The sequence below is a fragment of the Streptomyces sp. NPDC094143 genome (genome assembly GCF_040303825.1).
Taxonomy (GTDB): domain Bacteria; phylum Actinomycetota; class Actinomycetes; order Streptomycetales; family Streptomycetaceae; genus Streptomyces.
On record NZ_JBEOTZ010000010.1, the window covers coordinates 1 to 23,516 of the forward strand.

The window sequence follows — 23,516 nt, forward strand, 5'->3', positions numbered from 1 at the left end:
CGTGGGGAACCGCCGGCCGGCGGTTCCCCACGACCCTCACGGAGCGCTTCAGCCGAGGTCGATCTCCGGGTACAGCGGGAAACCCGCCACCAGGTCCGTGGCGCGGCGGGAGATCTCGTCCGCCACCTTCGCGTCGAGGACGTGGGAGGCCTTGGAGGGGGCGCCCGACTTGGTGGTGCCCGGCTCGGCGGTGGTCAGGACGCGGTCGATCAGGCCGGCGACCTCGTCCATCTCGGCCGTGCCGAGGCCGCGGGTGGTCAGGGCCGGGGTGCCGATGCGGATGCCGGAGGTGTACCAGGCGCCGTTCGGGTCGGCGGGGATCGCGTTGCGGTTGGTGACGATGCCCGACTCCAGCAGGGCGGCCTCGGCCTGGCGGCCGGTGAGGCCGTAGGAGGAGGCGACGTCGATCAGGTTCAGGTGGTTGTCCGTGCCGCCGGTGACCAGGGTCGCGCCGCGGCGCATCAGGCCCTCGGCCAGGGCCCGGGAGTTGTCGACGATGCGCTGGGCGTAGTCGCGGAAGGACTCCTGGCGGGCCTCGGCGAGGGCGACGGCCTTGGCGGCCATGACGTGCGGGAGCGGGCCGCCGAGGACCATCGGGCAGCCGCGGTCGACCTGGTCCTTCAGGGAGTCGTCGCACAGGACCATGCCGCCGCGGGGGCCGCGCAGCGACTTGTGCGTGGTCGTCGTCACGATCTGGGCGTGCGGGACCGGGTCGAAGTCGCCGGTGAGGACCTTGCCCGCGACCAGGCCGGCGAAGTGCGCCATGTCGACCATGAGCGTGGCGCCGACCTCGTCGGCGATCTCGCGCATGATCCGGAAGTTCACCACACGGGGGTAGGCCGAGTAGCCCGCGACGATGATCAGCGGCTTGAACTCGCGGGCCGTGGCGCGCAGGGCCTCGTAGTCGAGCAGGCCGGTGGCCGGGTCGGTGCCGTAGGAGCGCTGGTCGAACATCTTGCCGGAGATGTTCGGGCGGAAGCCGTGGGTGAGGTGACCGCCGGCGTCCAGGGACATGCCGAGCATGCGCTGGTTGCCGAAGGCGCGGCGCAGCTCCGCCCAGTCCTCCTCGGAGAGCTCGTTGACCTGGCGGACGCCGGCCTTCTCCAGGGCCGGGACCTCCACGCGCTGGGCCAGCACCGACCAGAAGGCGACGAGGTTGGCGTCGATGCCGGAGTGCGGCTGGACGTACGCGTGGCGGGCGCCGAAGAGCTCCTTGGCGTGCTCGGCGGCGAGGGACTCGACGGTGTCGACGTTGCGGCAGCCGGCGTAGAAGCGGCGGCCGATGGTGCCCTCGGCGTACTTGTCGCTGAACCAGTTGCCCATCGCCAGGAGCGTGGCCGGGGAGGCGTAGTTCTCGGAGGCGATCAGCTTGAGCATCTCGCGCTGGTCGGCGACCTCCTGGCCGATGGCGTCCGCGACGCGCGGCTCCACGGCGCGGATGACGTCGAGGGCGGCGCGGTAGGCGGTGGAAGCGGGGCTGAGCTCTGCTGACATGGGGACCTCCGGACGTTGCGTTCAGCGTTCACGGTACGGCCCAGGCGCACGGCTCTTGTCGTTCGGGCCGCTCCCCGATGGTTCGTCCATCCCAGCGCGCCAGTCACGGCCCTCGGTCAGCCTACCGGGTCGCCCCGCGCGGCCGGGCGCGGGTTTCGGCCCTCAGAGGATCACGTGGGGCAGGAACCTCGCGTACTCGTCCGTGATCAGACCCGACGACTCGCGGATGCCCAGGCCCGCCGACTCGTTCTCCACCACCCAGGCGCCCAGGACCACGCGGTTGCCGTCGAAGTCGGGCAGCGGGGCCAGCTGCTGGTAGCAGCAGGGTTCGTCGCGCGGGGCGGGGTCCGCGCCGGGCTCGTGGATCGTGACGCCCGCTCCCTCGCGGCCCAGGAGGGGCTTGGCGACCCAGCCCGTGGCGGCCAGGTCGCGCGGACCCTCCAGGTGGGCGGGCAGGAGATTGGGGTGGCCGGGGTAGAGGTCCCAGAGGACCGCCAGCAGGGCCTTGTTGCTGAGGAGCATCTTCCAGGCCGGTTCGATCCACAGCGTGGAGCCCGTGCCGCCGCCGTTGTCCAGGGTGTCGAGGACGTGGCCGGCGAAGCGGTCGGTGGTGAGCCACTCCCAGGGGTAGAGCTTGAAGACGCTGCGGATGAAGCGCAGGCGCTGGTCGACGAAGCGGCCGGAGAGGCGGTCCCAGCCGATCTCCTCCATGGAGATCCAGTCGGTGGGCAGGCCGGCCTGCTCGGCGGTCTCCTTGAGGTAGGCGACCGTCATGAGGTCCTCGCCCAGTTCGTCCGCCGAGGAGTAGGCGAAGTAGAGGGGGCTGCCGGGAGGGAGGAGGGCCGCCTGCTTCCTCCAGGCGTCGATGAGCCGCTCGTGGAGGGAGTTCCACTGGTCGGCGCCGGGGAAGCGTTCCTCCATCCAGAACCACTGGGGGGACGCGGCCTCCACCAGGGACGTGGGGGTGTCGGCGTTGTACTCCAGGAGCTTGGCCGGGCCCGTGCCGTCGTAGTGGAGGTCGAAGCGGCCGTAGAGGGAGGGGAGTTCGGCGCGGCGGTGCCAGGCCTCGGTGACCGCCCGGACCACCCGGGGGTCGGTGATGCCCAGGTCGGCGAAGCGGTCCTCGGTGACGATGTGCTCGGCCGCCGCCAGGCACATGCGGTGGAGCTCCTCGACCACCTCCTCCAGGGCCTCGATCTCGGGCAGGCTGAAGACGTAGTAGGCGCTCTCGTCCCAGTAGGGGCGCAGGGAGCCGTCGGGGTAGCGGGTCAGGGGGTAGATCAGGCCCTGTTCCTCGACGGTCCGCTGCCAGCCGGGGCGGGGTGCGGTGGTGCGGCGTTCCATGCGCGCGTGTCCGGTCAGCCGCCGCCGCTGCCGCCCGAGCAGCCGAAGCCGCCCCGGTCGACGGCCTCGCTGCGGCTGAAGGTGCCGTCGTCGGCCCAGCCGCCGCTGACGTCGGCGTCGTAGTACCAGTCGGCGTTCGTGCCGGTGGCCTTGCCGGTCTTCTTGCGGCTCTTGCCGGTGGAGGAGCCCGACTTGCAGTTCTTGTCGGCGACGATCTTGTAGCCGTTGATGTAGTCGTAGCTGTCGCGGTCCACACAGCGGCGGTCCGGGTCGGAGCCGCAGGCGGACAGGGCCGCCGCGAGGACGCCCATGCCGCCGAGGACCACCGTGCTGGAACGCAGTCGCCGCCGTGTCTCCGCCATACCGCCGCTTCTCCCCCGTGCGTCTTCCGTCATGTACTGCCGGACGGTCAGCCTAGAGATCGGTGTGAGCGGGCGTGCACGGCCCCCCTGCGCACGCCCCTGACCTGCCGTCGATTTGTGATCTTTGGCATGGTGTGCACCCTTGGTGCGGCGGTCTGCTTCGGTACGGCGACGGTGCCGCAGGCGACCGCCGCTCGGGCCGCCGCGGCGACCGGGCCGGACGGGCTGCTGACCTCGGCCCTGCGGCGCGGGTCGGTGACGACCGCCACGGCGGGGCTCGTCCTCGGGGAGACGGTCGCGCCCGCGGTGATCGGTGGGGTGCGGCTCGGGGACCGGACGCGGCCGGGTCCCGGCTGGCTGGCGATCGCCGGTTTCGCGGTGGCGGGGGCGCTGGCGTCGTCGCGGTTCGGGGAGCGCCGGTGCGGGAGCCGGCCGGGGCGGTCGCGCCGGAGTGAGCGGAGGTGCCGGCCCGGCCGGGGAAGGACCCGCCGCTCAGCCGGGCAGTACCGCGCACAGCGCGTCCAGCGCTCCCGACCAGGCGTGGTCCGGCGGCGTCCCGTACCCGACGACCAGGGCGTCGAACGGCTCGGCGGCCGCGTCGGCGTGCCGGTAGCCGGCCAGCCCGTGGACCGCCAGGCCCCGCCAGTGGGCGGCCTGGACGACCGACTGCTCGGTGCCGGGCGGCAGCCGCAGCAGGACGTGCAGACCGGCCGCGATGCCGGTGACCCGGGCCTCGGGGGCCCGGGCCGCCACGGCGGCGACCAGGGCGTCCCGGCGGCGCCGGTAGCGCAGGCGGGTGGCGCGGACGTGCCGGTCGTAGGCGCCTGAGGTGAGGAACTCGGCCAGGGTCAGCTGGTCGAGCACCCCGCAGGTGTCGACGCCGCCCTTGGCCGCGGCCACCTCCTCGGCGAGGTCCGGCGGCAGCACCGTCCAGGCCAGCCGCAGCCCGGGCGCGAGGGACTTGCTCGCGGTGCCCAGGTAGACCACCCGGTCGGGGTCCAGCCCCTGGAGGGCGCCGACGGGCTGCCGGTCGTAGCGGAACTCGCCGTCGTAGTCGTCCTCCAGCACCAGCCCGCCGGTGCGGCGCGCCCAGTCGACGACGGCGGCCCGGCGGTCGCGGTGCAGGGGCACCCCCATGGGGAACTGGTGGGCCGGGGTGAGCAGGACCGCGTCCGTGCCGGTCAGGTCGCCGGGGTCTGTGCCCCGGCGGTCGAAGGGCAGCGGGACGGTGCGCAGTCCCGACCCGGTCAGGACCTTCCAGTGCACGTCCAGGCCGTACGACTCCACCGCGACCGTCCCTGCCCCGCGCGCCCGCAGGACCGTGCCGAGCAGTTTCAGGCCGTGCGCGAATCCACCGCACACCACGATCCGCTCGGGGTCGGCGCGCACGCCCCGGGCCCGGGCGAGGTACCCGGCGAGCGCCGTCCGCAGCTCGGGGCGGCCGCGCGGGTCGCCGTAGTCCAGGGCGTGGTACGGGGCGGCGTCGAGGGCGCGGCGGGCGGCCCTGAGCCACTCGGCGCGCGGGAAGGACGTCAGGTCGGGGCTGCCGGGGCGCAGGTCGTAGGCGGGGCGGGCCCGCTCACGGGGGTGGGAGGCCGTCCCGGCGGGCGGTACGACCGTCCGCTCCCCGACCCGGGTGCCGGAGCCCTGCCGGGCCGTGAGCCAGCCCTCGGCGACCAGGTCGGCGTAGGCGCCGGCGACCGTGTTGCGGGCGAGGCCCAGGTCGGCGGCGAGCGAGCGGGAGGAGGGCAGCCGGGTGCCCGGGGCGAGCCGGCCCGAGCGCACCGCCTCGCGCAGGGCGTCGGTCAGCCCTCTGCGCAGGCCCGGGCCGGCCGGCTCCAGGTGCAGGTCGACGCCCAAAGTGGCCCACTGATCCGCCATGGAAATGGACCATACTCCTGGGCTGCTTCCTCCCTAGGGTCGAGGGCATGACGACACACTCCGACGAGACGAGCAGGACCTACGCTCCCGAACAGCCGGCCCGCCTGGACTGGGCCAAGCACGCACCCGAGGTCTACAAGGCGATGGTCCGGCTGGAGATCGCCGCCCGGCAGGGCCTCGACCACACGCTGTACGAGCTGGTGAAGATCCGCGCCTCCCAGATCAACCACTGCGCCTTCTGCATCGACATGCACACCAAGGACGCCCTGGCGTCGGGCGAGCGGGTCGAGCGGATCGTGCAGCTCAGCGCCTGGGAGGAGTCGCGGCACTTCTACACGGAGAAGGAGATCGCGGCACTGGAGCTGACGGAGGCCGTGACGGTCCTGACGGACGGGTTCGTGCCGGACGCGGTGTACGACAACGCCGCCCGGCACTTCGAGGAGGCGGAGCTGGCGCAGCTGCTCGCGGCGATCACCACGATCAACGCCTGGAACCGGTTCGGGGTGACCTGCCGCATGGCGCCGGGGCACTACCAGCCGGGCCAGTACAAGTGACGGCCCGGACGCGGGCGCTCGACCCGGCGGTGGCCCGGGCTATGTCGGCCCTGAGCGCCGCGGCGAAGCAGGGGCTGGGCGACCCGGCCCTGGCCGAGCTGGTGGTGATCCGCGCCTCGCAGCTCAACCGGTGCGCGTTCTGTCTCGACATGCATCTCGCGATCGCCCGGCGGTACGGGGTGAGCGAGCGGCAGCTCGATCTGCTGGCCGCCTGGGAGGAGGCCGGGGACGTCTTCGGCGAGCGGGAGCGGGCGGCGCTGGCGCTGACCGAGGCGGTGACCGTGCTGACCGGGGGCTTCGTGCCGGACGAGGTGTACGAGCGGGCCGCCAAGCACTTCGACGAGGCCCGGCTGGCCCATCTGGTCGGTCTGATCGTCGCCATCAACAACTGGAACCGGATGATGGTCGCCCGCCGGATTCCGCCGGGGGGATACACACCATGAGCAAGGCCGACGTGTTCCGCGCCCTGCACCGGCACCGGACACCGGACGATCCGCTCGTGCTGCCCGGCCCCTGGGACGCCGCCAGCGCCCGGGTGTTCGTGGAGGCCGGGTTCCCGGCGCTGGCCACGCCCAGCGCCGGGGTCGCCGCCTCCCTCGGGTACGAGGACGGGCAGGTCCCGGCCGACGAGATGTTCGCGGCGGTCGCCCGGATCGTCCGGGCCGTCGACGTGCCGGTGTCGGCGGACGTGGAGGGCGGGTACGGGCTCGCGCCCGGGGAACTGGTGGAGCGGCTGCTGGAGACCGGCGCGGTCGGCTGCAACCTGGAGGACTCCGGGAACGGGGTGCTCAAGGACCCCCACCGGCACGCCGAGTGGCTCGCCGAGGTGCGGGCGGCGGCCGGTGACCGGCTCTTCGTCAACGCCCGGGTGGACACCTTCGCCCGCGGGGTCGCCGATCCCGCACGGGCCATCGAGCGGGCCGCGCTGTACGTGGCGGCGGGCGCCGACTGCGTCTACCCGGTCGGGGCGCCCCTGGCGGTCCTGCCGCTGCTGCGGGCCGGGATCCAGGGGCCGCTCAACGCGGGGGTCTTCACCGAGGACGGCCCCTCGCCCGCCGAACTCGGCGCGCGAGGGGCCACCCGGGTCACCTTCGGGCCGGGGCTCCAGCGGCGGGCCGCCCGCGCACTGCGGGAGATCGCCGCCGGGTTGAGGTAGGGGACGTCAGGACAGCCACTTCCGCCACGTGGACTCGTGACGGTCCACCCACTTCTTCGCCGCGTCCTCGGGGGACATCTTCCGCTCGGCGATCATCAGGGAGACCTCGTTCTGGTCCTCCGTCGTCCACTTGAACTTCTTGAGGAAGGCCGCCGCCTTGCCGCCCTTCCGCGCGAAGTCCGCGTTGAGGTACTTCTCCAGCGGCGTGTGCGGATAGGCGCAGGCGACCTTCTCCGGATCGGCGTCGCAGCCCTCCTTGTACGGCGGCAGCCTCACCTCGGTCATCGGGACCTTCTCGAAGAGCCACTGCGGCGAGTACCAGTAGGTGAGGAAGGGCTTCTTCTCCTTGGCGAACTGCTTGATCTGCGTGATCTGCGCCGCCTCGGACCCGGCGAACACCACCTGGTAGTCCAGCTTCAGATTCTTCACCAGGGCCTTGTCGTTGGTGACGTAGGACGGCGAACCGTCCATCAGCTGGCCCTTGTCGCCGCTCTCCGCAGTGCGGAAGAGGTCGGCGTACTTGTCGAGGTTCTTCCAGTTCGTGATGTCCGGGTGCCGCTCGGCGAGGTATGTCGGGACGAACCAGCCGATGTGGCCGGTGACGCCGAGTTCACCGCCGCGGGCGATCGTCTTCTTGTCGTCGACGTACCGCTTCTCCTGCTCGGGGTGGCCCCAGTCCTCCAGGAGCGCGTCGACCCGGCCCTGGCTGAGCGCGTCCCAGGCGGGCACCTCGTCGACCTGGACGGTGTCGACGCGGTAGCCCAGCTCGTGCTCCAGGAGATACTGGGCGACGGCCACGTTGGCCTGCGCGCCCACCCAGGACTGCACGGACAGGGTCACGGTCTTCGCGCCCTGCGCGTTCGCGAACGGTGAGGCCTGCTTGGTCATGTCGGCGGCACCGCAGCCGGTGAGCAGCGCCAGGCAGCTCGCCGCGGCGACCGCGGCGGTGGTACGGATCCGCATGTCAGGCTCCCTTCCTCGCGCGGCGTCCGGTGGGCTGCGTCACCCGGTCGAGCATCAGGCCGAGGCAGACGATCGCCGCGCCGGCCACCAGACCGGTCGCCAGGTCGCCCTGGGCGAGGCCGAAGACGACGTCGTAGCCGAGGGCGCCGCCGCCGACCAGGCCGCCGATGACGACGACGGCGAGGACCAGGACGAGACCCTGGTTGACGGCGAGCAGCAGCGCCGGGCGGGCCAGCGGGAGCTGCACCTGCCGCAGCTGCTGCCAGCTCGTCGCGCCGAGCGATCCGGACGCCTCCAGGGCGGCCGGGTCGACCTGGCGCAGGCCCTGGGTGGTGATGCGGACGACGGCCGGCAGCGCGTAGACGATCGCGGCGGCGACGGCCGGGGCGCGGCCGACGCCGAACAGCGCGACGACCGGGATGAGGTACACGAACTGCGGCATCGTCTGGAACACGTCCAGCACGGGACGCAGGGCCCGCTCCAGGCGGTCGCTGCGGGCCGCGGCGATCCCGACGGCGAAGCCGGCGACGAGGGTGACGGCGACGGCCGCGAGCACCTGGGAAAGGGTGTCGAGGGACGGCTTCCACACGCCGAGGACACCGATGGCGGCCATGGCGAGGACGGCGGTCAGGGCGGTGCGCCAGGTGCCGATGACCCAGGCCAGGGCGGCGACGATCAGCAGGACAGCCCACCAGGGCAGCCCCTGCAGCCCGTCACGCACCGGGTCCAGGACCCAGGCGGTGAAGTGGCCCGCCCAGTCGGCGGTGCCGCCGACGACGGGCACGCCCGAGTACAGGTGCGCGGTCATCCAGTCCACGGCCCGGTTGACGGGCTCGGCGATGCCGACGACCCACGCATCGGGCCAGTCCAGGCGGCCCGCGAGCCGCCCGGCGACCGCCACGGCAACGACCCCGGCGAGGGCGTACAGCCAGGCGCGCCCGCTGTGGGGCTCGGTTTCGGCGCCGAGCCTCTCCCCGGCCGCGCCGGTGACGCGGTCCAGGACGACGGCCAGCAGCACGATCGGGATGCCGGCGGCGAGCGCGGCACCCACGTCGACCGAGGCCAGGGCCTGGTAGACGCGGTCACCGAGACCGCCCGCGCCGATGACGGCGGCGATGACGGCCATGGACAGCGCCATCATGATCGTCTGGTTGACGCCGAGGAGGAGTTCCTTGCGGGCCAGCGGGATGCGCGCGGTCAGCAGCCGCTGGCGGGCGGTGGCGCCGAGCGACTCGACGGCCTCCAGCACCTCCTTGTCGGCGCGGCGCAGGCCCAGCGAGGTCAGCCGGGCCATGGGCGGGGCGGCGTAGACGACGGTGGCCAGGACGGCCGCGGGGACGCCGATGCCGAAGACGAGGACGACGGGCAGCAGGTAGGCGAAGGCGGGCAGCACCTGCATGGTGTCCAGGACCGGGCGCAGGGCGCGGTCCATCCGGTCGGACAGCCCGGCGGCGAGCCCGAGCAGCGCGCCCACCGCGATCGAGGCGAGGACCGCGACGACCATCAGGGCGAGGGTCTGCATGGTCGGCACCCACATGCCGAGCAGGCCGCAGGCGAGGAAGGCGACGGCCGTGCCGAGCGCGAGCTTCACACCGGCGACCCGCCAGGCGACCAGGGCGCCCAGAGCCGTGACCCCCGCCCAGCCGACGGCGAGGAGGGCGAGGTAGACGGCGCGCACGGCGATGACGACGACGTTGCTGACGTGGCCGAAGAAGTAGAGGAACAGCGGGTGGCTGTCGCGGTTGTCGATGATCCAGTCGCTGGCCTTGGCGAGCGGCTCGGAGAAGTCGACCGTCAGCGCGCTCGGCCAGGTGCCGCTGGCCCAGCGGGCATCGGCCAGCGGCACGAGGACCGCCGCCGCGACGGCGAGCAGGAGGAGCTTGCGCACGGTCCGGTTCTTCAGCAGCCCGGGCAGACCGAGGCGCGGCGGGTTCGCCGTGATGGTCGCCATCACACCGCCTCCCCGGGCTGCTCCGTCCCCGGCGGGGCGGGCTGCTCCGTGCCGGCGACGACCCCGAGGAGGGTGTCGGAGTCGACCATGCCCACGCACCGGCCGTGGTCCATGACCCGGGCCGGAAGACCGGCGCGGGCGACCGCCTCGATGGCCTCGGAGACCGTCGCCTCGGGCCGGACCGCCGGTCCGCTGCCGTCCAGCTCCGCCGACGGGCGGCGCATGGCCGTGCGGACCGTCATGACCTGCTCGCGCGGGACGTCCCGGACGAACTCGCGGACGTAGTCGTCGGCGGGCGCGCCCACGATCTCCTCGGGCGTGCCGAGCTGGACGACCCGGCCGTCGCGCATCAGGGCGATGCGGTCGCCGAGCTTGAGGGCCTCCTGGAGGTCGTGGGTGATGAAGACCATCGTGCGGCCCTCCTCGCGGTGCAGCCGGACGACCTCCTCCTGCATGTCGCGCCGGATCAGCGGGTCGAGCGCGCTGAACGGCTCGTCGAACAGCAGGACTTCGGGGTCGACGGCGAGGGCCCGGGCGAGGCCCACGCGCTGGCGCTGGCCGCCGGAGAGCTGGCCGGGGCGGCGGTGCTCCATGCCTTCCAGGCCGACCTTGGCGACGACCTCGGCGGCCCGTTCGCGCCGTTCGGCCTTGCCCATGCCCTGGATCTCCAGGCCGTAGGCGACGTTGTCGAGGACCGTGCGGTGCGGCAGCAGGCCGAAGTGCTGGAAGACCATCGCGGCGCGGTGGCGGCGCAGTTCGCGCAGCCGGGTGCGGTCCATGGCGCGGACGTCCTCGCCGTCGATGGCGATCGTGCCCGCGGTGGGCTCGATCAGCCGGGTGAGACAGCGCACGAGGGTGGACTTGCCGGAGCCGGACAGGCCCATGACGACGAAGACCTCGCCCTTGCGCACGTCGAAGCTGACGTCCCGGACGGCGGCGGTGCAGCCGGTGCGCGCGCGCAGTTCGGCGGGGTCGAGGGCGGTGAGCGCGGGGTCGCCCGGGACGCGGTCGGCCTTGGGGCCGAACACCTTCCACAGGCCCTCCACCGAGAAGACGGGGGTGGTGTCCATGGTCTGCTCCGCCGGGGGTTCGAGGGTCGCGGTCACTTGGCACCACCGCCGATCAGCTCGGCGGCCTTCTCCCCGACCATGAGCACGCCGATCATCGGGTTCACGGTGGTCATGGTGGGGAACACGGAGGCGTCGGCGACGCGGATGCCCTCCAGACCCCGGATGCGCAGCTCGGGGTCGACGACGGCCAGTCGGTCGTCGGCGGCGCCCATCCTGCAGGTGCCGGCCGGGTGGTAGACGGTGTGCGCGACCTTGCGGGCGTACTCGCTGAGCTCCTCGTCACCGGTGACCTCCGGGCCGGGGCAGACCTCGCGCTTGAGCCAGCCGGCCAGCGGCTCGGTCCTGGCGATCTCGCGGGCGATGCGGATGCCGTCGACGAGGGTGCGGCCGTCGTAGTCGTCCTCGTCGGTGAAGTAGCGGAAGTCCAGGGCCGGCTTGACCTCGGGGTCGGCGCTGGTCAGGTAGAGCCGGCCGCGGCTCCTGGGCTTGGGGATGTTCGGGGTCATCGACACGCCGAACTCCGGCCGCTGGTAGCCCAGTCGCTCCGGGTTGTCCGTGAACGGGATCTGGTAGAAGTGGAACATCAGGTCGGGGTGCGCCAGTTCGGGGTCGCGGCGCACGAACAGGCCCGCGTCGGAGTCCATCGCGGAGTTCTCCGGGATGGGGCCGTTGGTCTCCCACACGATGACCGACTCGGGGTGGTCGAGCAGGTTCTCGCCGACGCCCGGCAGGTCGTGCGTGACGGGGATGCCGAGCTTCTCCAGGTCGGCCCTCGGACCGATGCCGGAGTGCAGCAGCAGCCGGGGCGAGTCGACGGCGCCGGCGCAGAGCAGGACCTCGTTGCGGGCCCGGACGAGGATCTCCTCGCCGTCCTTGGTGCGCACGTGCACGCCCTCGGCGCGGTTGCCGTCCAGCTGGAGCTTGTACGCCCAGGTCTCCAGCAGGATCGTCAGGTTGGGCCGCTCGTCCATCACCGGGTGCAGGTAGGCCACCGACGCCGAGGAGCGCTTGTTGTTCTCGGGGTGGTAGGCGAGGTCGAAGAAGCCGACGCCCTCGGTGAAGGGCTTCTTGTTGAAGCCCTCCACGCGGGGCACGCCCAGCGCTTCCTGGGCGGCGTCGACGAAGTCGCGGGCGATGGCGTTCCGGTCCTTCTCGTCGACCGGGACGATGTTGTTGAGCAGCCGGGCGAAGTACGCCTCCATCTGCGCCGCGCCCCAGCCCTCGGCGCCGGCGGCCTCCCACTCGTCCCAGTCGGCGGGCAGCGGCTTGAAGGCGATCAGGGTGTTGTGCGAGGAGCAACCGCCCAGGACGCGGGCCCGGCTGTGCCGGATGTGCGAGTTGCCGCGGGGCTGTTCGGTGGTGGGGTAGTCGTAGTCGAGCTCGCCGCCGAGCAGGCCCATCCAGCGGCGCAGGGTCAGCACGTCGTCGCGGCCGACGTCGCTGGGGCCGCCCTCGATGACGGCGACGGTCACATCCGGGTTCTCGGTGAGGCGGGAGGCGATGACGGAACCGGCGGTTCCGCCGCCTATCACGACATAGTCGTACTCATGACTGGTGTGGGACATGGCGTGCTTGCTCCAGAGGGGGATGAGGGGGACGGGCTCGGAGGTGTGGGGGAACCCGCCCGGGGCCGGGGGGCGCCCCGGGGCCGGCCGGGTCGGCCCGGACCGGGGGAATCGGGGCCGAGGGGGCGCGCCCCGGGAGATCCGGGCCAGGGGGGCCCGGACCGGGGATCCGGGCCGGTGGAGGGCGCCCGGACCGGGGGTGATCCGGACCCGGGGGCGGCCCGGACCAGGGCGGTGATCCGGGCCGACGGGTCAGCCCGCGAACCAGCGCACCGGCTTGGGGGCGAGGTTCTGGTAGACGTGCTTGGTCTCCCGGTACTCGGCGAGACCGGCCGGGCCGAGTTCGCGGCCCACTCCGCTCTTGCCGAATCCGCCCCACTCCGCCTGCGGCAGGTAGGGGTGGAAGTCGTTGATCCAGATGGTGCCGTGGCGCAGCCGGCCGGCGACGCGGCGGGCGCGGCCCGGGTCGGCGGTCCAGACGCCACCCGCGAGTCCGTACTCGGTGTCGTTGGCCAGGGCGACGGCCTCGTCCTCGGTGCGGAAGGTCTCGACGGTGAGGACCGGCCCGAAGACCTCCTCCCGGACGACGCGCATCTCGCGGTGGCAGTGGTCGAGGACGGTCGGCTCGTAGAAGTAGCCGTTCTCCGGCCGCTCGGGGGACGGCTCGGGGCGCTTGCCGCCGCAGCGCAGCACCGCCCCTTCCGCCAGGGCGGAGGCGACGTACGCCTCGACCTTGGCGCGCTGCTGCTCGGAGACGAGCGGGCCGCACTCGACGCCGTCCTCGGTGCCCCGGCCCAGGCGGATCTTCCGGGCCCGGCGGGCGAGTTCGGCGACGAACCGGTCGCGCACCGACTCCTCGACGATGAGGCGGGCCCCGGCCGAGCAGACCTGGCCGCTGTGGATGAAGGCCGCGTTGAGGGCCTGGTCGACGGCGGTGTCGAAGCCCTCCTCGGTGGCGCAGGCGTCGGCGAAGACGACGTTGGGGTTCTTGCCGCCGAGTTCGAGGGCGACCTTCTTGACGGTGGGCGCGGCGGCCTGGGCGACCTTGGTGCCGCTGAGCAGACCGCCGGTGAAGGAGACCAGGTCGACGTCGGGGTGCTCGGAGAGCCGGGCGCCGACCGTGTGGCCCGGTCCGGTGACGATGTTGGCGACTCCGGCGGGCAGTCCGGCCTCGACGAGCAGGTCGATCAGCGCGATGGTCGTCATCGGCGTGATCTCGCTGGGCTTGACGACGAAGGTGTTGCCGGCGGCGAGGGCAGGGGCGATCTTCCAACTGGCCTGCAGGAGCGGGTAGTTCCAGGGCGTGATCATCGCGCAGACGCCGACGGGCTCGTGCACGACGACGCTGTGGACGTCCGGCGAGCCCGCGTCCACGACCCGGCCCGGGGCCTCGGCGGCGACCAGGTCGGCGAAGTAGCGGAAGGCGTCGGCAACACAGTCGATGTCGACGCGACCCTCCTCGACCGTCTTGCCCGCGTCCCGGGCCTCCAGCCGGCCGAGCTTCTCCCGGTCCCGCACGAGCAGGTCGGCCACCCGGCGCAGCAGCGCGGCCCGCTCGGCGGCGGGCGTGTGGGGCCAGGGGCCCTCGTCGAACGCCCGCCGGGCCGCCGCGACCGCGACGTCGGTGTCCTTCTCGTCGCCCTCCGCGACGACGGCGAAGGGCAGGGCGTCCGCGGGGTCGAGGATCTCGCGCGTGGCCCCGGAGACGGCCGCGCGCCATTCTCCTCCCGCGTGGATGGTTTGACTCGCCTGAAGCTCGGTACTTTCCGCCATGGTCGCTCTTCGCCTTCCGTTCCTGGTCAGCGTCTCCGTGTCACACACGTGCCACCAAGAGACCGGGTTCGCCTGCCCGAGAGCCCCCGGATGCATGCGCCTGGGTGGCCGAAAGTGCGCTGCGTCACGGGAGATGCGGACAAAGGGAACGAAAGACTCGTCGAACAGCGCGCGGGCCCCGCACCGGAGATCCGGTGCGGGGCCCGCGCGAAGACGCGTGCGGCGTGCGGTCAGATGAGGCCGAGGCCGCGGACCGCCTCGCGCTCCTCTTCCAGCTCCTTGACGGAGGCGTCGATCCGGGCGCGCGAGAAGTCGTTGATGTCCAGGCCCTGGACGATCTCGTACTTGCCGTCCTTGCAGGTGACCGGGAAGGAGGAGATCAGGCCCTCCGGGACGCCGTAGGAGCCGTCCGACGGGATGCCCATGGAGACCCAGTCGCCCTCGGGGGTGCCGTTGACCCACGAGTAGACGTGGTCGATGGCGGCGTTGGCGGCGGACGCGGCCGACGAGGCGCCCCGGGCCTCGATGATGGCGGCGCCGCGCTTGGCGACGGTCGGGATGAAGTCGTCGGCGAGCCACTTCTCGTCGTTGACGACCTCGGCGGCGTTCTTGCCGGCGACCGTGGCGTGGAAGATGTCCGGGTACTGCGTGGCGGAGTGGTTGCCCCAGATCGTCAGCTTCTTGATCTCGGAGACCGGGGTGCCGGTCTTCTTCGACAGCTGGGTCAGGGCGCGGTTGTGGTCCAGGCGGGTCATCGCCGTGAACCGCTCGGCGGGGACGTCCGGCGCCGCGGCCTGGGCGATCAGGGCGTTGGTGTTGGCCGGGTTGCCGACGACCAGGACCTTGATGTCGTCCGCGGCGTGGGCGTTGATGGCCTGGCCCTGCGGCTTGAAGATGCCGCCGTTGGCCTCCAGCAGGTCGCCGCGCTCCATGCCCTTGGTGCGCGGGCGGGCGCCGACGAGCAGAGCGACGTTGGCGCCGTCGAAGGCGACGTTCGGGTCGTCCGTGATGTCGATGCCCTGCAGGAGCGGGAACGCGCAGTCGTCCAGCTCCATGGCCGTGCCCTCGGCCGCCTTGAGCGCCGGCGTGATCTCCAGCAGGCGCAGCTTCACCGGCACGTCCGCGCCGAGCAGCTGACCGGAGGCGATGCGGAAGAGCAGGGCGTAACCGATCTGGCCGGCCGCGCCGGTGACGGTGACGTTCACGGGAGTGCGGGTCATGGCGTTCTCCGTATGACAGCTGGCGGTAGGGGCGGGGTCCCTGCCCCGGACGTTTGATCGATCTCTTGGCGTCAAGAGATCCATCAAGCGGTCAGGCTATCGCGCATCCGGGATCCCGGACGGCCGGGTCGGTGTGGCCCGGCCCACAACCCGCCACCCGTCACACAAGAGGCGGCCGCCCGTCCGGGAGAGGAGGACGGAGGCGGCCGCCTGAGGGGGATACCGACGATGCCGGTCCCGTGGGGGTACGGATCGCCTGCCCCCGATTCCGGCGGGCATGCCTCCCCCGGCGGAATCCTTCGCCCCCCGCGGAGCCCCGCTTCCCGCTACTCCGTGCAGCCCTGCCCGCCGGCCGCGAGCGTCGCGCACGCCTTGGCGTCGGCGGCGCTCTTGACGGCCACCATCGGGGTGTACGCGATGGTGTCGCCGGCCGCGGTGATGCTGCCGTTCTGCTTCGCCTTGCCGGCGCTGATCTGGACCTCGTCGCCCTGCGCGGCCTGTGTGATACGGCCCCAGGCCGCCTTGCAGGTCTCGCTGTAGCGGACCTCCACGACGGTCGTGCCGACGGTCGCGGTCCGGGCCGTGGTCACCAGGTCACCACTGCATCCCATGTTCTCCGCGTCCTTGCCGGTGCAGCTGTCACCGCTGCACTTCACACCGGGCGGCAGGTTCCGGTCGGTGCCCGCGGTCGGCGTGGGCGACTGGGCGCCGCCCTTGACGTCGTCGTCACCGCCGCCGCCGGTGAGGTAGAAGGCGCCGGCGATCACCACGAGCACGCCCACGATCCCCGCGAGGAACGTCCCGGTCCGCCGCTTGCCGGCGGAACCGCCCTTGTGCCCCGGGCCGGCCCCCCGGCCGCGGCCACCGGCCCGGCCGCCACCGCCGGCGGCCGGGACGGCGTCCTGCGGCGCGCCGGACGCGCCCACGGCCGCCGGCCGGGCGGACGCGCCGGGCGCTCCGGCCGCGTCCGCGGAGCCGGGCCAGGCGCCGGTGCCGGACGTGCGTCCACCCACTCCCGGGCCGGTCGGCGACGGGCCCTTGTACCCGGCCAGCCCCCAGGAATTGACCTCGCTGCGGTCCTCCCGCAGGCCGGTGCCGGCGGAGTCCTGGACCTCGGGCGCCGTCGGCTGCGACGGCACGCTCGGGACGACGCCCGCCGGGCCCGCGATGCCCGGCGTGACCGTGGCGCTGCCGCTCCGGCGGGACGGCTTGCCGCCCCCGGATCTGCCGTCCTCCCTGGAGCCGGCCGCGGCGGCGCCGAAGTCCTGGCCGCCGAACTCGCCGAGCGCGGCGCGCGCCTGGGAGATCCGGATGGCCTCCATCGTCATGTCGTGCCGCATCTCCGAGCGGCTCCAGGCACGCTCGGCGAGCTCCCACATCGTGGTGAGGTGCACCGGGTTGGTCCCGGTGACCTCGGCCAGGGCCACGATCGCGCCCTTGGGCGCGAGCAGCCGGCCGTTCAGATACCGCTCCCACGACGTCTTGCTGTAGCCCGTGCGGTCCGCCACCGACGCGATGCTCAGACCGCTGCGGTCCACGAGTCTGCGCAGCTGGCTGGTGAACTCCCTGATCTGTGGATCGAGCTCATCCGGCAAGGCCTTCCAACGAGGCATTGCTTCCCACCCTCTTCCCCCCGGTACGTGCTGTTCTTTCCCGCGCTGTTCGCCCCGCGCGTGGCGGCCTGGGCCGATCCCCGTTGTGGCTACCCACTGGGATGCGTCCAGTCAGGATCTCAGTTCCCCGACGAGGGGCGCACAGAAGCGTGGGGACCGCGCGCGATACACCCTGGACCGTCCCGATTGTCCATGCCAACCCCCGTGTCGCACCACTTCGTGCGGAATCGGAAGCAGGACGTACCGGAACCGTCACTTCCGTGCCACAGCGTACTGACAGGCGTTGAACAGGCCGTTCGCGGTGCACGAGGGTGGATCGCGGCGGCGGCCCGTCCTTCCTCGGGGGAGGGGACGGGCCGTCGTCCGGTCATTCGCTGGTGACCGTGAAGTGCAGGGTGTCCTTCAGGAAGGGGATCTGCAGCAGCGGATGCGGCTGGGCCATCAGCGCCAGCAGGACGATCACGGTGCCCAGCACGCCGCACGTGACGATGTCGGTGAAGCGGGAGCGGACGGCGAGCATGCCGACGTCCGGGAGCAGCCAGCGCAGCGCGCCGCCGCCCAGCAGGGCGACGCCGATCAGCAGCGTGCCGAGACGGAACTGGTCGAACGCGGTGATGAGCAGCCCGAGCCCGGCGATCCCCAGCACGGTGAGCACGGGCCACTGCCGGGCCGGCGCGGGCGCGTCCCCGGACGCGGCCCGGCCACCGCCCTCGGGGCGCGCGGTGTCCTTGGTGAACAGCGGGAACCGCCGGGTGACCCGCCGCGGCCGTCCGTCGGCGCCGGGGGCGCTGACGGGGTCACGCACGGTGAACTCCTCGCCGTCGCCCTCGTCCGCCACGCCAGGACCGCCGCCCCGGCCGTCCTGGCCGTCGCGCCCGACGGGGCTCTCACGGCCGTCGTGGCCCTGACGGTCCTCGAGCCCGGTTGACCGGGCCTGGCCGTCACGGCCCCCGGGGTCGTCGTGCGCGTCGGACGCGACCGCCCCGTCCGGGCCGGGCGCGGCGCCCGGCGTGCTCGCTGCGTCGCGGTCAGCCGGCACTGCGCTCCGCCGCCTCGACCACGTTGACGAGCAGCTGCGCGCGGGTCATCGGGCCGACCCCGCCGGGGTTCGGGGAGATGAAGCCGGCGACCTCGGCCACGTCGGGGTGGACGTCGCCCACGATCTTGCCCTCGGCGCTGCGCGAGACACCGACGTCGAGGACGGCCGCGCCCGGCTTGACGTCCTCGGCGCGGATCAGATGGGCGGATCCGGCCGCCGCGACGATGATGTCCGCGCGCTTCAGGTGCGCCGACAGGTCGCGCGTGCCGGTGTGGCACTGGGTCACGGTCGCGTTCTCGCTGCGCCGCGTGAGCAGCAGCGGCATCGGCCGGCCGATGGTCACGCCGCGTCCGACTACCACCACCTCGGCCCCCTTGATCTCCACGCCGTACTGCCGCAGCAGGGTCAGCACGCCGTTCGGGGTGCAGGGCAGCGGCGCCGGCTCGTTCAGGACGAGACGGCCGAGGTTCATCGGGTGCAGGCCGTCGGCGTCCTTGTCCGGGTCCATCAGCTCCAGGATGCGGTTCTCGTCGATGCCCCTGGGCAGCGGGAGTTGCACGATGTACCCGGTGCAGGCCGGGTCCTCGTTCAGCTCGCGCACGACCGCCTCGATCTCCTCCTGCGTGGCGGTGGCGGGCAGCTGACGCTGGATGGAGGCGATGCCGACCTGCGCGCAGTCGCGGTGCTTGCCGGCGACGTACTTCTGGCTGCCGGGGTCGTCCCCGACGAGGATCGTGCCGAGGCCGGGCGTGACGCCCTTCTCCTTCAGCGCCGCCACGCGGGCGGTCAGATCGGACTTGATCGCGGCTGCGGTGGCCTTGCCATCGAGAATCTGGGCGGTCATGGCCCCATCCTCGCGGATGACCCCGCCCCGGTTCCAATCCGCCCGCAATCCGGGCACCGGGGGTGCGCTCCGCCCGTATCCGCCCATGATCAGCGATGTTGCACTTGCACAACACATCGGGAATGCGGCTGGACAAGCCGGTCAGTGGTGCAGAACGATGACCTGACAAGTGCCGCGGGCAGTTCAACGGGGGGACGGTCGCAATCTGAAGAGCTCTCCTCCGTACGGACGTCACGCGTCGTCCCCGCACTCGGAACAACGGAGGAAAGTCCGCCATGAGCTTCGGCGACCCGAACAACCCCTACGGCCAGCCCCAGGGGCAGCAGCCGCAGCAGCAGCAGCAGCAGCAGCAGGGCTACGGCTACCCGCAGCAGCAGGGACAGGCGCCCGGCTACGGCTACCCGCAGGCCCCTCCGGTCTCCCCCTACGGCGCAGGACCCGCCGCCCCGACCACGATGCCCGGCTCGGTGAACGCGGCCCGCGTGATGCTGTGGGTGATCGTCGGCCTCCAGGTCCTCGGCGTGGCCATCTTCGCCTTCTCCGCCATCGCGCTGAACGCCGCGAAGGACGACGAGTCCCTCAAGGACAACACCGCCTTCCAGGACCTCGTCGGTGACTCGACCGGCGTGATCTGGGGCTACGTGGTGTTCGGCCTGGCCTGGCTGGTGTTCGCGGCCGTGCTGGCGACGAAGTTCAAGAACGGCGGCAACGGCGCCCGCGTGACGATCCTGGTCTTCGCCATCATCACGGCGGTCCTCGGCATCTACCCGTTCGTCATCGTCGGCCTGGTGCACACGATCCTGGCCGTCCTGGTGGCGGTGTTCGTCGGCAACGCGGCCGGCAAGGCCTGGTTCAACCGCCCCCGCTACTGAGCGGACCCGGTCGACCGGACCACTTCACGCCAATCACATCCAAGGGCCGTGTCTCACCCGTACGAGGGGGGCACGGCCCTGGTGCGTCGCCCTAGTCTGACGGTGGTAGCTGTCCAGGCACGGGGAGAGCACCTTGTACAGCATCGTCGTGGTACCTCCGCCGACCACGGAGGACGAACGAGACCGCACCCCCAACCGCTGCGCGCCCGGCCCACGCCCCACCCCCGGCAGGTCCGCGCCCGACAACGTTGCCCACCCCCTTCACACCTTCCGCCCCTTCCACCCCATGCACGGGGCCGGACCGGCCGCCCCACCGGGCGGGGTGTCCCGGTGACCGAGCCCTACGCCGTACCCGTACCGAAGGGTTACCGGGTCGGTGTCTGGGAGGTGCGCGAGCCCCTCGCGACCGGGGCCTTCGGCAGCGTGTACACGGCCCGGCGCGTCGGCGGCGACGCCGCCCTGCCGCCGACGGCCGCCCTGAAGTTCCTGCCCACCGGCACCGCGACGCCCCGCCGGCTGGCCCACCTGCGGGAGTTGATCGAGCGGGAGGTCGAGCTGTACCGGCGCCTGCGGCACCCGCGGCTGGTGCGGATGTACGAGACCCTGACCGTCGACGACCCCGGCCACCCGGAGCTGGACGGCGCCACCGTCCTCGTCCTGGAGCGGGCCGAGGGCTCGCTGTCCGCCCTGCTCGAAGCCACGCCCCGGCCCGCGGCCGGCCCCGCCCTGCTCGCCCAGATCTGCGAGGGCCTGGCCCAGCTGCACGGCGCCGGCTGGGTGCACGGCGACCTGAAACCGGCCAACGTCCTGCTGATGGCGGACGGTTCGGTCCGGCTCGCCGACTTCAACATGGCCGCCGAGCTGGAGGGCACCCACGCCTACACAGCGGCCTTCTCCACCCCGGACTACACCCCGCCCGAGCTGCTGTGGACCGAGATCGGTGAACGCGGCCGCCGGATCCGCCCCTCCGCCGACGTCTGGGCCTTCGGCGTCCTCGCCCACCTCGTCCTGACCGGTTCCTTCCCCCTGCCCGGCGCCACCCCGACGGCCCGCCGCGACGCGGCCGTCGCCTACGCCCGCGGCACCGACGAGCTGCGCCTGTCGCCCGCGCTGACCGACGACTGGCGGCAGATCATCTCCGCCTGCCTGACCCAGACCCACGCAAGCCGCGTCACCGCCGAGGCGCTGCTGCGCCGGGTCGAGGCCGCCGCCGGCACCGGGCACCGCCCCTTCCGCCTGCCCCGGCTGCGCCCGGCCCGCCGCCGCCCGCGCCGTGCGTCCGTCGTGGCGGCCGCGGCCGTCGCCGTCACGGCCGTCGCCGCCCTCGCCTACGGCGTCGGCCTCCTGGACGAGGGCGCGCGTGGCGGCGGCAGCGGCCCGGGGGCGACGGCGAACGTCGCCGCCGCCACGTACGGCGCCTCGGAACTGCGCACCGACCGCGGCATCCCGCCCGCCTACCGGCTGCTGATCGTCGAGACGGCGCACGACTGCGACCAGAAGGACGTCACCCCGGTCCTGATCGCCGCCATGCTGAAGGTGGAGAGCGACTTCGACCCGGACCTGTCCGACCCCGCCAACGACGAGTACGGCATCGCCCGCTGGACCCCGCGCGTGCTGCGCTGGTGGATGAACGAGGACGGCACCCCCGGGGAGACCGTCCCCCATCCGCCCTTCCCGCCGGCCGAGTCCATCCCGGCGATGGGCCGCTACCTGTGCTGGATCGCACCCCGCCTGCACGCGGACCTGCCGGGCGACCGCCGGGTCCTGATCGCCGCCGCGTACCGCACGTCGTACCGGACGGTGAACAGGGCGGGCGGCGTGCCCCCGGACGTACGCGACTACGCCGGACGCGTCGCCCACTACCTCAAGGAGTACGCGCCGGCCGGACGGCGGTGACCCCGCCCGGTCCGGGTGGCGTGCCGGGTCCGGGCAGCGGGAGGCCCAGGAGCGCGGAGAGGTCGCCGGACGCCTGCGCGTCGTCCCGGAAACACACGGTCCGCCAGTCCGCCGCCCGTGCGGCCGCGCAGTTCTCCGGGAGGTCGTCGACGAGGACGTGGCCGGGGGTGGGGGACGCCGCCGCCGCGATGCGGAAGACGGCCGGATCGGGCTTGCGCACGCCGACCCGGCACGAGTCCACGACGGCGTCGAAGGGGCCCGCCGGGGCGGTGATGCGCCGCCAGTGGCCCTCCCATTCGGGCACGTTGTTGGTGAGCAGCCCGACCGGGTGGCCGGCGGCCCGGACGGCGCGGACCACCGCCGCCGTCACCGGGTTGCCCCGGCGCCCGCCCAGCCACTGCTCGCCGAACCGCTCCAGCCGCGCGGCGCCGAGGTCCAGGCCGGGGTGGCGGGCGCGCAGCGCCGCCCGGCCCCGGGCTCCCCACTCGGCCTCGCTGATCCGGCCCAGTTCGAGCGGGGCCAGCGGGTGCGTGCCGAGGTCCGCTGTCACGTCGGCCACGGCCCGGCGCAGCCGCTCGGGCGAGATGCCGGTCTCCTCGGCGTACCGGGCGTACAGCTCGGCCATGGTGGGGGTCAGGACACCGCCGAAGTCGAACCAGACGGTGGTGGCGGCGGGCGCGTCACCCTCCGGTGCGGGCGCCGGTGCGCGGTGGTCGTCACGCGTGGTCGTCACGGTGTGCCGCCCGTCTCAGGCGGCGCTCAGGAGCCGGGGGCGGGCATCCGTCACGACGATGTCGCCGGTGCCGCGGTCACCTCGCTCCCGGAGAGCGCGGTCTTTGCGGGCGAGGGTCACCCGCGCCGTCGCCAGGACGTCGCCCTCCTGCTCCAGGACGAGGTCGAGCACGGGGCGTCCGTCGGCCCCGCCGGCGACCCGGGCACGGCAGTCGGTGGGCAGCTCGAACTCCCCGAACCGCAGGAACGCCACGTCGCAGCCGGTCAGTTCCAGCTCCTGGGGCGCGACGTCGAGGCCGCACAGCTCGCGGGCGGCCGTGGTGGCCGTCTGGCGGAGCGCCTCGAACATCACCGCACCCGGGATGTGGTCCACGTAGTGGTCGAAGAGTGCGGGGTGGCCGCGGTCGACGACCACCTGGGCCACCACCTCCGGGCCGGAGGAGACGGTCACCCGTCCCAGGACGACGTTGGCGGACAGCTCACGGCCCACCTCGGCGGGCGCCAGCCGGTTGACCAGGGGGTGGGCGCGGCGCGGGGTCAGGGCGAGAGCGGCCCTGGCCCGGGTGCGCAGCTGCCGCATGCTCCGGCGGGGTATCCACCGGAAGGCCAGCCGCATGGTCGCCGCCGCCCGGCCGTCGACCGAGGCCCGCACCTCCACGGTGGCGCCGCAGGGCCGGCCGGCCCGCTCACGGACGTCGGTGAACTCGCCCTCAACGGTGACCGCGGCGGGCAGTTCGCCGACGCGCAGCGCCTCGGGGTCGAGGACCTCCAGCGTGCCCCGGTCGAAGACGAAACTGCTGTCCGCCGGTGCCGCGAGGTACTCGTGCGCGGCGAGGATGCAGCACTGGCGGAAGATCTCCAGGACGAGCAGCGGGTCGTAGGACGGCGCCGTCCGCGCGTCCGTCACGTGGTCGCTGTAGTACAGGTGCGCTCGCGGCGGCTGGGCCGCGACCCGGAAGGTGCGCTCGCCGGTGCGCCGGGTGTCGGTCAGGAAGCACTCGCTGACGGCGGCGCGGTGGGTGAGGGAACGATCGACGGTCCGGGCGTAGGAAAGGGCCCCGTCTGTCATGGGTGCTGCCTCCTCGGGCGGGTTCGGTGTCGGGCCGGGCTGAGCGGTGCGGGACTGCGGGGGTGGCTGCCGGGACGACGGCGGGGCGGGGACCGCCGTCGTCCCGCGAGGCCTCCCG

The 23,516-nt window shown here is 73.3% G+C and carries 20 protein-coding genes, 2 pseudogenes and 1 riboswitch; of the genes and pseudogenes, 7 read left to right on the forward strand and 15 right to left on the reverse strand.

The window, feature by feature from the left end; translation table 11 throughout:
* Positions 1–48: 48 nt before the first annotated feature.
* The 3 genes from ABTZ58_RS15225 to ABTZ58_RS15235 form a co-directional block, all read right to left on the reverse strand.
* Positions 49–1,494: a glycine hydroxymethyltransferase gene (locus ABTZ58_RS15225; protein WP_351355651.1), complete on the reverse strand. Its 1,446-nt coding sequence runs from the start codon at positions 1,492–1,494 to the stop codon at positions 49–51.
* Positions 1,495–1,525: 31 nt separating this feature from the next.
* A riboswitch (ZMP/ZTP riboswitch) is annotated at positions 1,526–1,611 on the reverse strand.
* A 45-nt stretch (positions 1,612–1,656) separates the two neighbouring features.
* Complete coding sequence (locus ABTZ58_RS15230; RefSeq protein ID WP_351355654.1) at positions 1,657–2,838, reverse strand: glutathionylspermidine synthase family protein; 1,182 nt, start codon at positions 2,836–2,838, stop codon at positions 1,657–1,659.
* 14 nt (positions 2,839–2,852) lie between these two features.
* Positions 2,853–3,200, reverse strand: a complete 348-nt coding sequence (locus ABTZ58_RS15235) for a hypothetical protein (protein ID WP_309095892.1) — start codon at positions 3,198–3,200, stop codon at positions 2,853–2,855.
* A 225-nt stretch (positions 3,201–3,425) separates the two neighbouring features.
* Here ABTZ58_RS15235 and ABTZ58_RS15240 point away from each other — a divergent pair.
* Positions 3,426–3,614: pseudogene (locus ABTZ58_RS15240) on the forward strand (hypothetical protein); the annotation flags it as partial.
* Positions 3,615–3,692: 78 nt separating this feature from the next.
* Here the strand turns inward: ABTZ58_RS15240 and pdxR are convergent.
* Complete coding sequence (gene pdxR / locus ABTZ58_RS15245) at positions 3,693–5,081, reverse strand: MocR-like pyridoxine biosynthesis transcription factor PdxR (protein ID WP_351355657.1); 1,389 nt, start codon at positions 5,079–5,081, stop codon at positions 3,693–3,695.
* Between the two features lie 47 nt (positions 5,082–5,128).
* Here pdxR and ABTZ58_RS15250 point away from each other — a divergent pair, with 47 nt between their 5' ends.
* From ABTZ58_RS15250 to ABTZ58_RS15260, 3 genes are read left to right on the forward strand one after another with little or no spacing between them, the layout of a single operon-like run.
* Positions 5,129–5,635 carry a carboxymuconolactone decarboxylase family protein gene (locus ABTZ58_RS15250; RefSeq protein ID WP_351355660.1) on the forward strand — a complete coding sequence of 169 codons (507 nt, stop codon included), beginning with the start codon at positions 5,129–5,131 and terminating at the stop codon, positions 5,633–5,635.
* Positions 5,632–6,078 (forward strand): carboxymuconolactone decarboxylase family protein, encoded by a 447-nt coding sequence (locus ABTZ58_RS15255; protein WP_351355663.1) that lies wholly within the window; start codon positions 5,632–5,634, stop codon positions 6,076–6,078. Before ABTZ58_RS15250 ends, ABTZ58_RS15255 begins: the two co-directional genes overlap by 4 nt.
* Positions 6,075–6,791 (forward strand): isocitrate lyase/PEP mutase family protein, encoded by a 717-nt coding sequence (locus tag ABTZ58_RS15260; protein ID WP_351355666.1) that lies wholly within the window; start codon positions 6,075–6,077, stop codon positions 6,789–6,791. The genes ABTZ58_RS15255 and ABTZ58_RS15260 overlap by 4 nt, the downstream gene beginning before the upstream one ends.
* Before the next feature lie 6 nt (positions 6,792–6,797).
* On the opposite strand, the gene ABTZ58_RS15265 is transcribed toward ABTZ58_RS15260, so the two are convergent.
* The 9 genes from ABTZ58_RS15265 to ABTZ58_RS15305 form a co-directional block, all read right to left on the reverse strand.
* Positions 6,798–7,754 carry an ABC transporter substrate-binding protein gene (locus tag ABTZ58_RS15265; protein WP_351355669.1) on the reverse strand — a complete coding sequence of 319 codons (957 nt, stop codon included), beginning with the start codon at positions 7,752–7,754 and terminating at the stop codon, positions 6,798–6,800.
* A 1-nt stretch (position 7,755) separates the two neighbouring features.
* Positions 7,756–9,705, reverse strand: a complete 1,950-nt coding sequence (locus ABTZ58_RS15270) for an ABC transporter permease (RefSeq protein ID WP_351355672.1) — start codon at positions 9,703–9,705, stop codon at positions 7,756–7,758.
* Positions 9,705–10,775 carry a quaternary amine ABC transporter ATP-binding protein gene (locus tag ABTZ58_RS15275; RefSeq protein WP_351356152.1) on the reverse strand — a complete coding sequence of 357 codons (1,071 nt, stop codon included), beginning with the start codon at positions 10,773–10,775 and terminating at the stop codon, positions 9,705–9,707. The genes ABTZ58_RS15270 and ABTZ58_RS15275 overlap by 1 nt, the downstream gene beginning before the upstream one ends.
* Positions 10,776–10,807: 32 nt before the next feature.
* Complete coding sequence (locus ABTZ58_RS15280; RefSeq protein ID WP_351355674.1) at positions 10,808–12,340, reverse strand: GMC family oxidoreductase; 1,533 nt, start codon at positions 12,338–12,340, stop codon at positions 10,808–10,810.
* 252 nt (positions 12,341–12,592) lie between these two features.
* Positions 12,593–14,113, reverse strand: coding sequence for an aldehyde dehydrogenase family protein (locus ABTZ58_RS15285; RefSeq protein ID WP_351355677.1), 1,521 nt, complete (start codon positions 14,111–14,113; stop codon positions 12,593–12,595).
* A gap of 230 nt (positions 14,114–14,343) precedes the next feature.
* Positions 14,344–15,333 (reverse strand): malate dehydrogenase, encoded by a 990-nt coding sequence (locus ABTZ58_RS15290; RefSeq protein ID WP_351355680.1) that lies wholly within the window; start codon positions 15,331–15,333, stop codon positions 14,344–14,346.
* Between the two features lie 326 nt (positions 15,334–15,659).
* Positions 15,660–16,946, reverse strand: coding sequence for a helix-turn-helix domain-containing protein (locus tag ABTZ58_RS15295; protein ID WP_351355683.1), 1,287 nt, complete (start codon positions 16,944–16,946; stop codon positions 15,660–15,662).
* 367 nt (positions 16,947–17,313) lie between these two features.
* Positions 17,314–17,985 (reverse strand): DUF3017 domain-containing protein, encoded by a 672-nt coding sequence (locus tag ABTZ58_RS15300; RefSeq protein ID WP_351355686.1) that lies wholly within the window; start codon positions 17,983–17,985, stop codon positions 17,314–17,316.
* Entirely contained in the window at positions 17,975–18,829 is an 855-nt protein-coding gene (locus ABTZ58_RS15305; protein WP_309096137.1) for a bifunctional methylenetetrahydrofolate dehydrogenase/methenyltetrahydrofolate cyclohydrolase, read from the reverse strand. The genes ABTZ58_RS15300 and ABTZ58_RS15305 overlap by 11 nt, the downstream gene beginning before the upstream one ends.
* 275 nt (positions 18,830–19,104) lie before the next feature.
* Between ABTZ58_RS15305 and ABTZ58_RS15310 the strand changes: the two genes are divergently transcribed.
* From ABTZ58_RS15310 to ABTZ58_RS15320, 3 genes and pseudogenes are all read left to right on the forward strand, one after another.
* Entirely contained in the window at positions 19,105–19,701 is a 597-nt protein-coding gene (locus ABTZ58_RS15310; RefSeq protein WP_351355689.1) for a hypothetical protein, read from the forward strand.
* A gap of 133 nt (positions 19,702–19,834) precedes the next feature.
* A pseudogene (locus ABTZ58_RS15315) lies at positions 19,835–19,945 on the forward strand (FHA domain-containing protein); the annotation flags it as partial.
* Positions 19,946–20,031: 86 nt separating this feature from the next.
* Positions 20,032–21,597 (forward strand): protein kinase domain-containing protein, encoded by a 1,566-nt coding sequence (locus tag ABTZ58_RS15320; RefSeq protein WP_351355692.1) that lies wholly within the window; start codon positions 20,032–20,034, stop codon positions 21,595–21,597.
* On the opposite strand, the gene ABTZ58_RS15325 is transcribed toward ABTZ58_RS15320, so the two are convergent.
* A complete protein-coding gene (locus tag ABTZ58_RS15325; protein ID WP_351355695.1) occupies positions 21,566–22,330 on the reverse strand; it encodes an HAD-IA family hydrolase in 765 nt (254 codons plus the stop codon). The genes ABTZ58_RS15320 and ABTZ58_RS15325 overlap by 32 nt on opposite strands.
* 15 nt (positions 22,331–22,345) lie before the next feature.
* Positions 22,346–23,398 (reverse strand): ScbA/BarX family gamma-butyrolactone biosynthesis protein, encoded by a 1,053-nt coding sequence (locus ABTZ58_RS15330; RefSeq protein WP_351355698.1) that lies wholly within the window; start codon positions 23,396–23,398, stop codon positions 22,346–22,348.
* Positions 23,399–23,516: the final 118 nt, after the last annotated feature.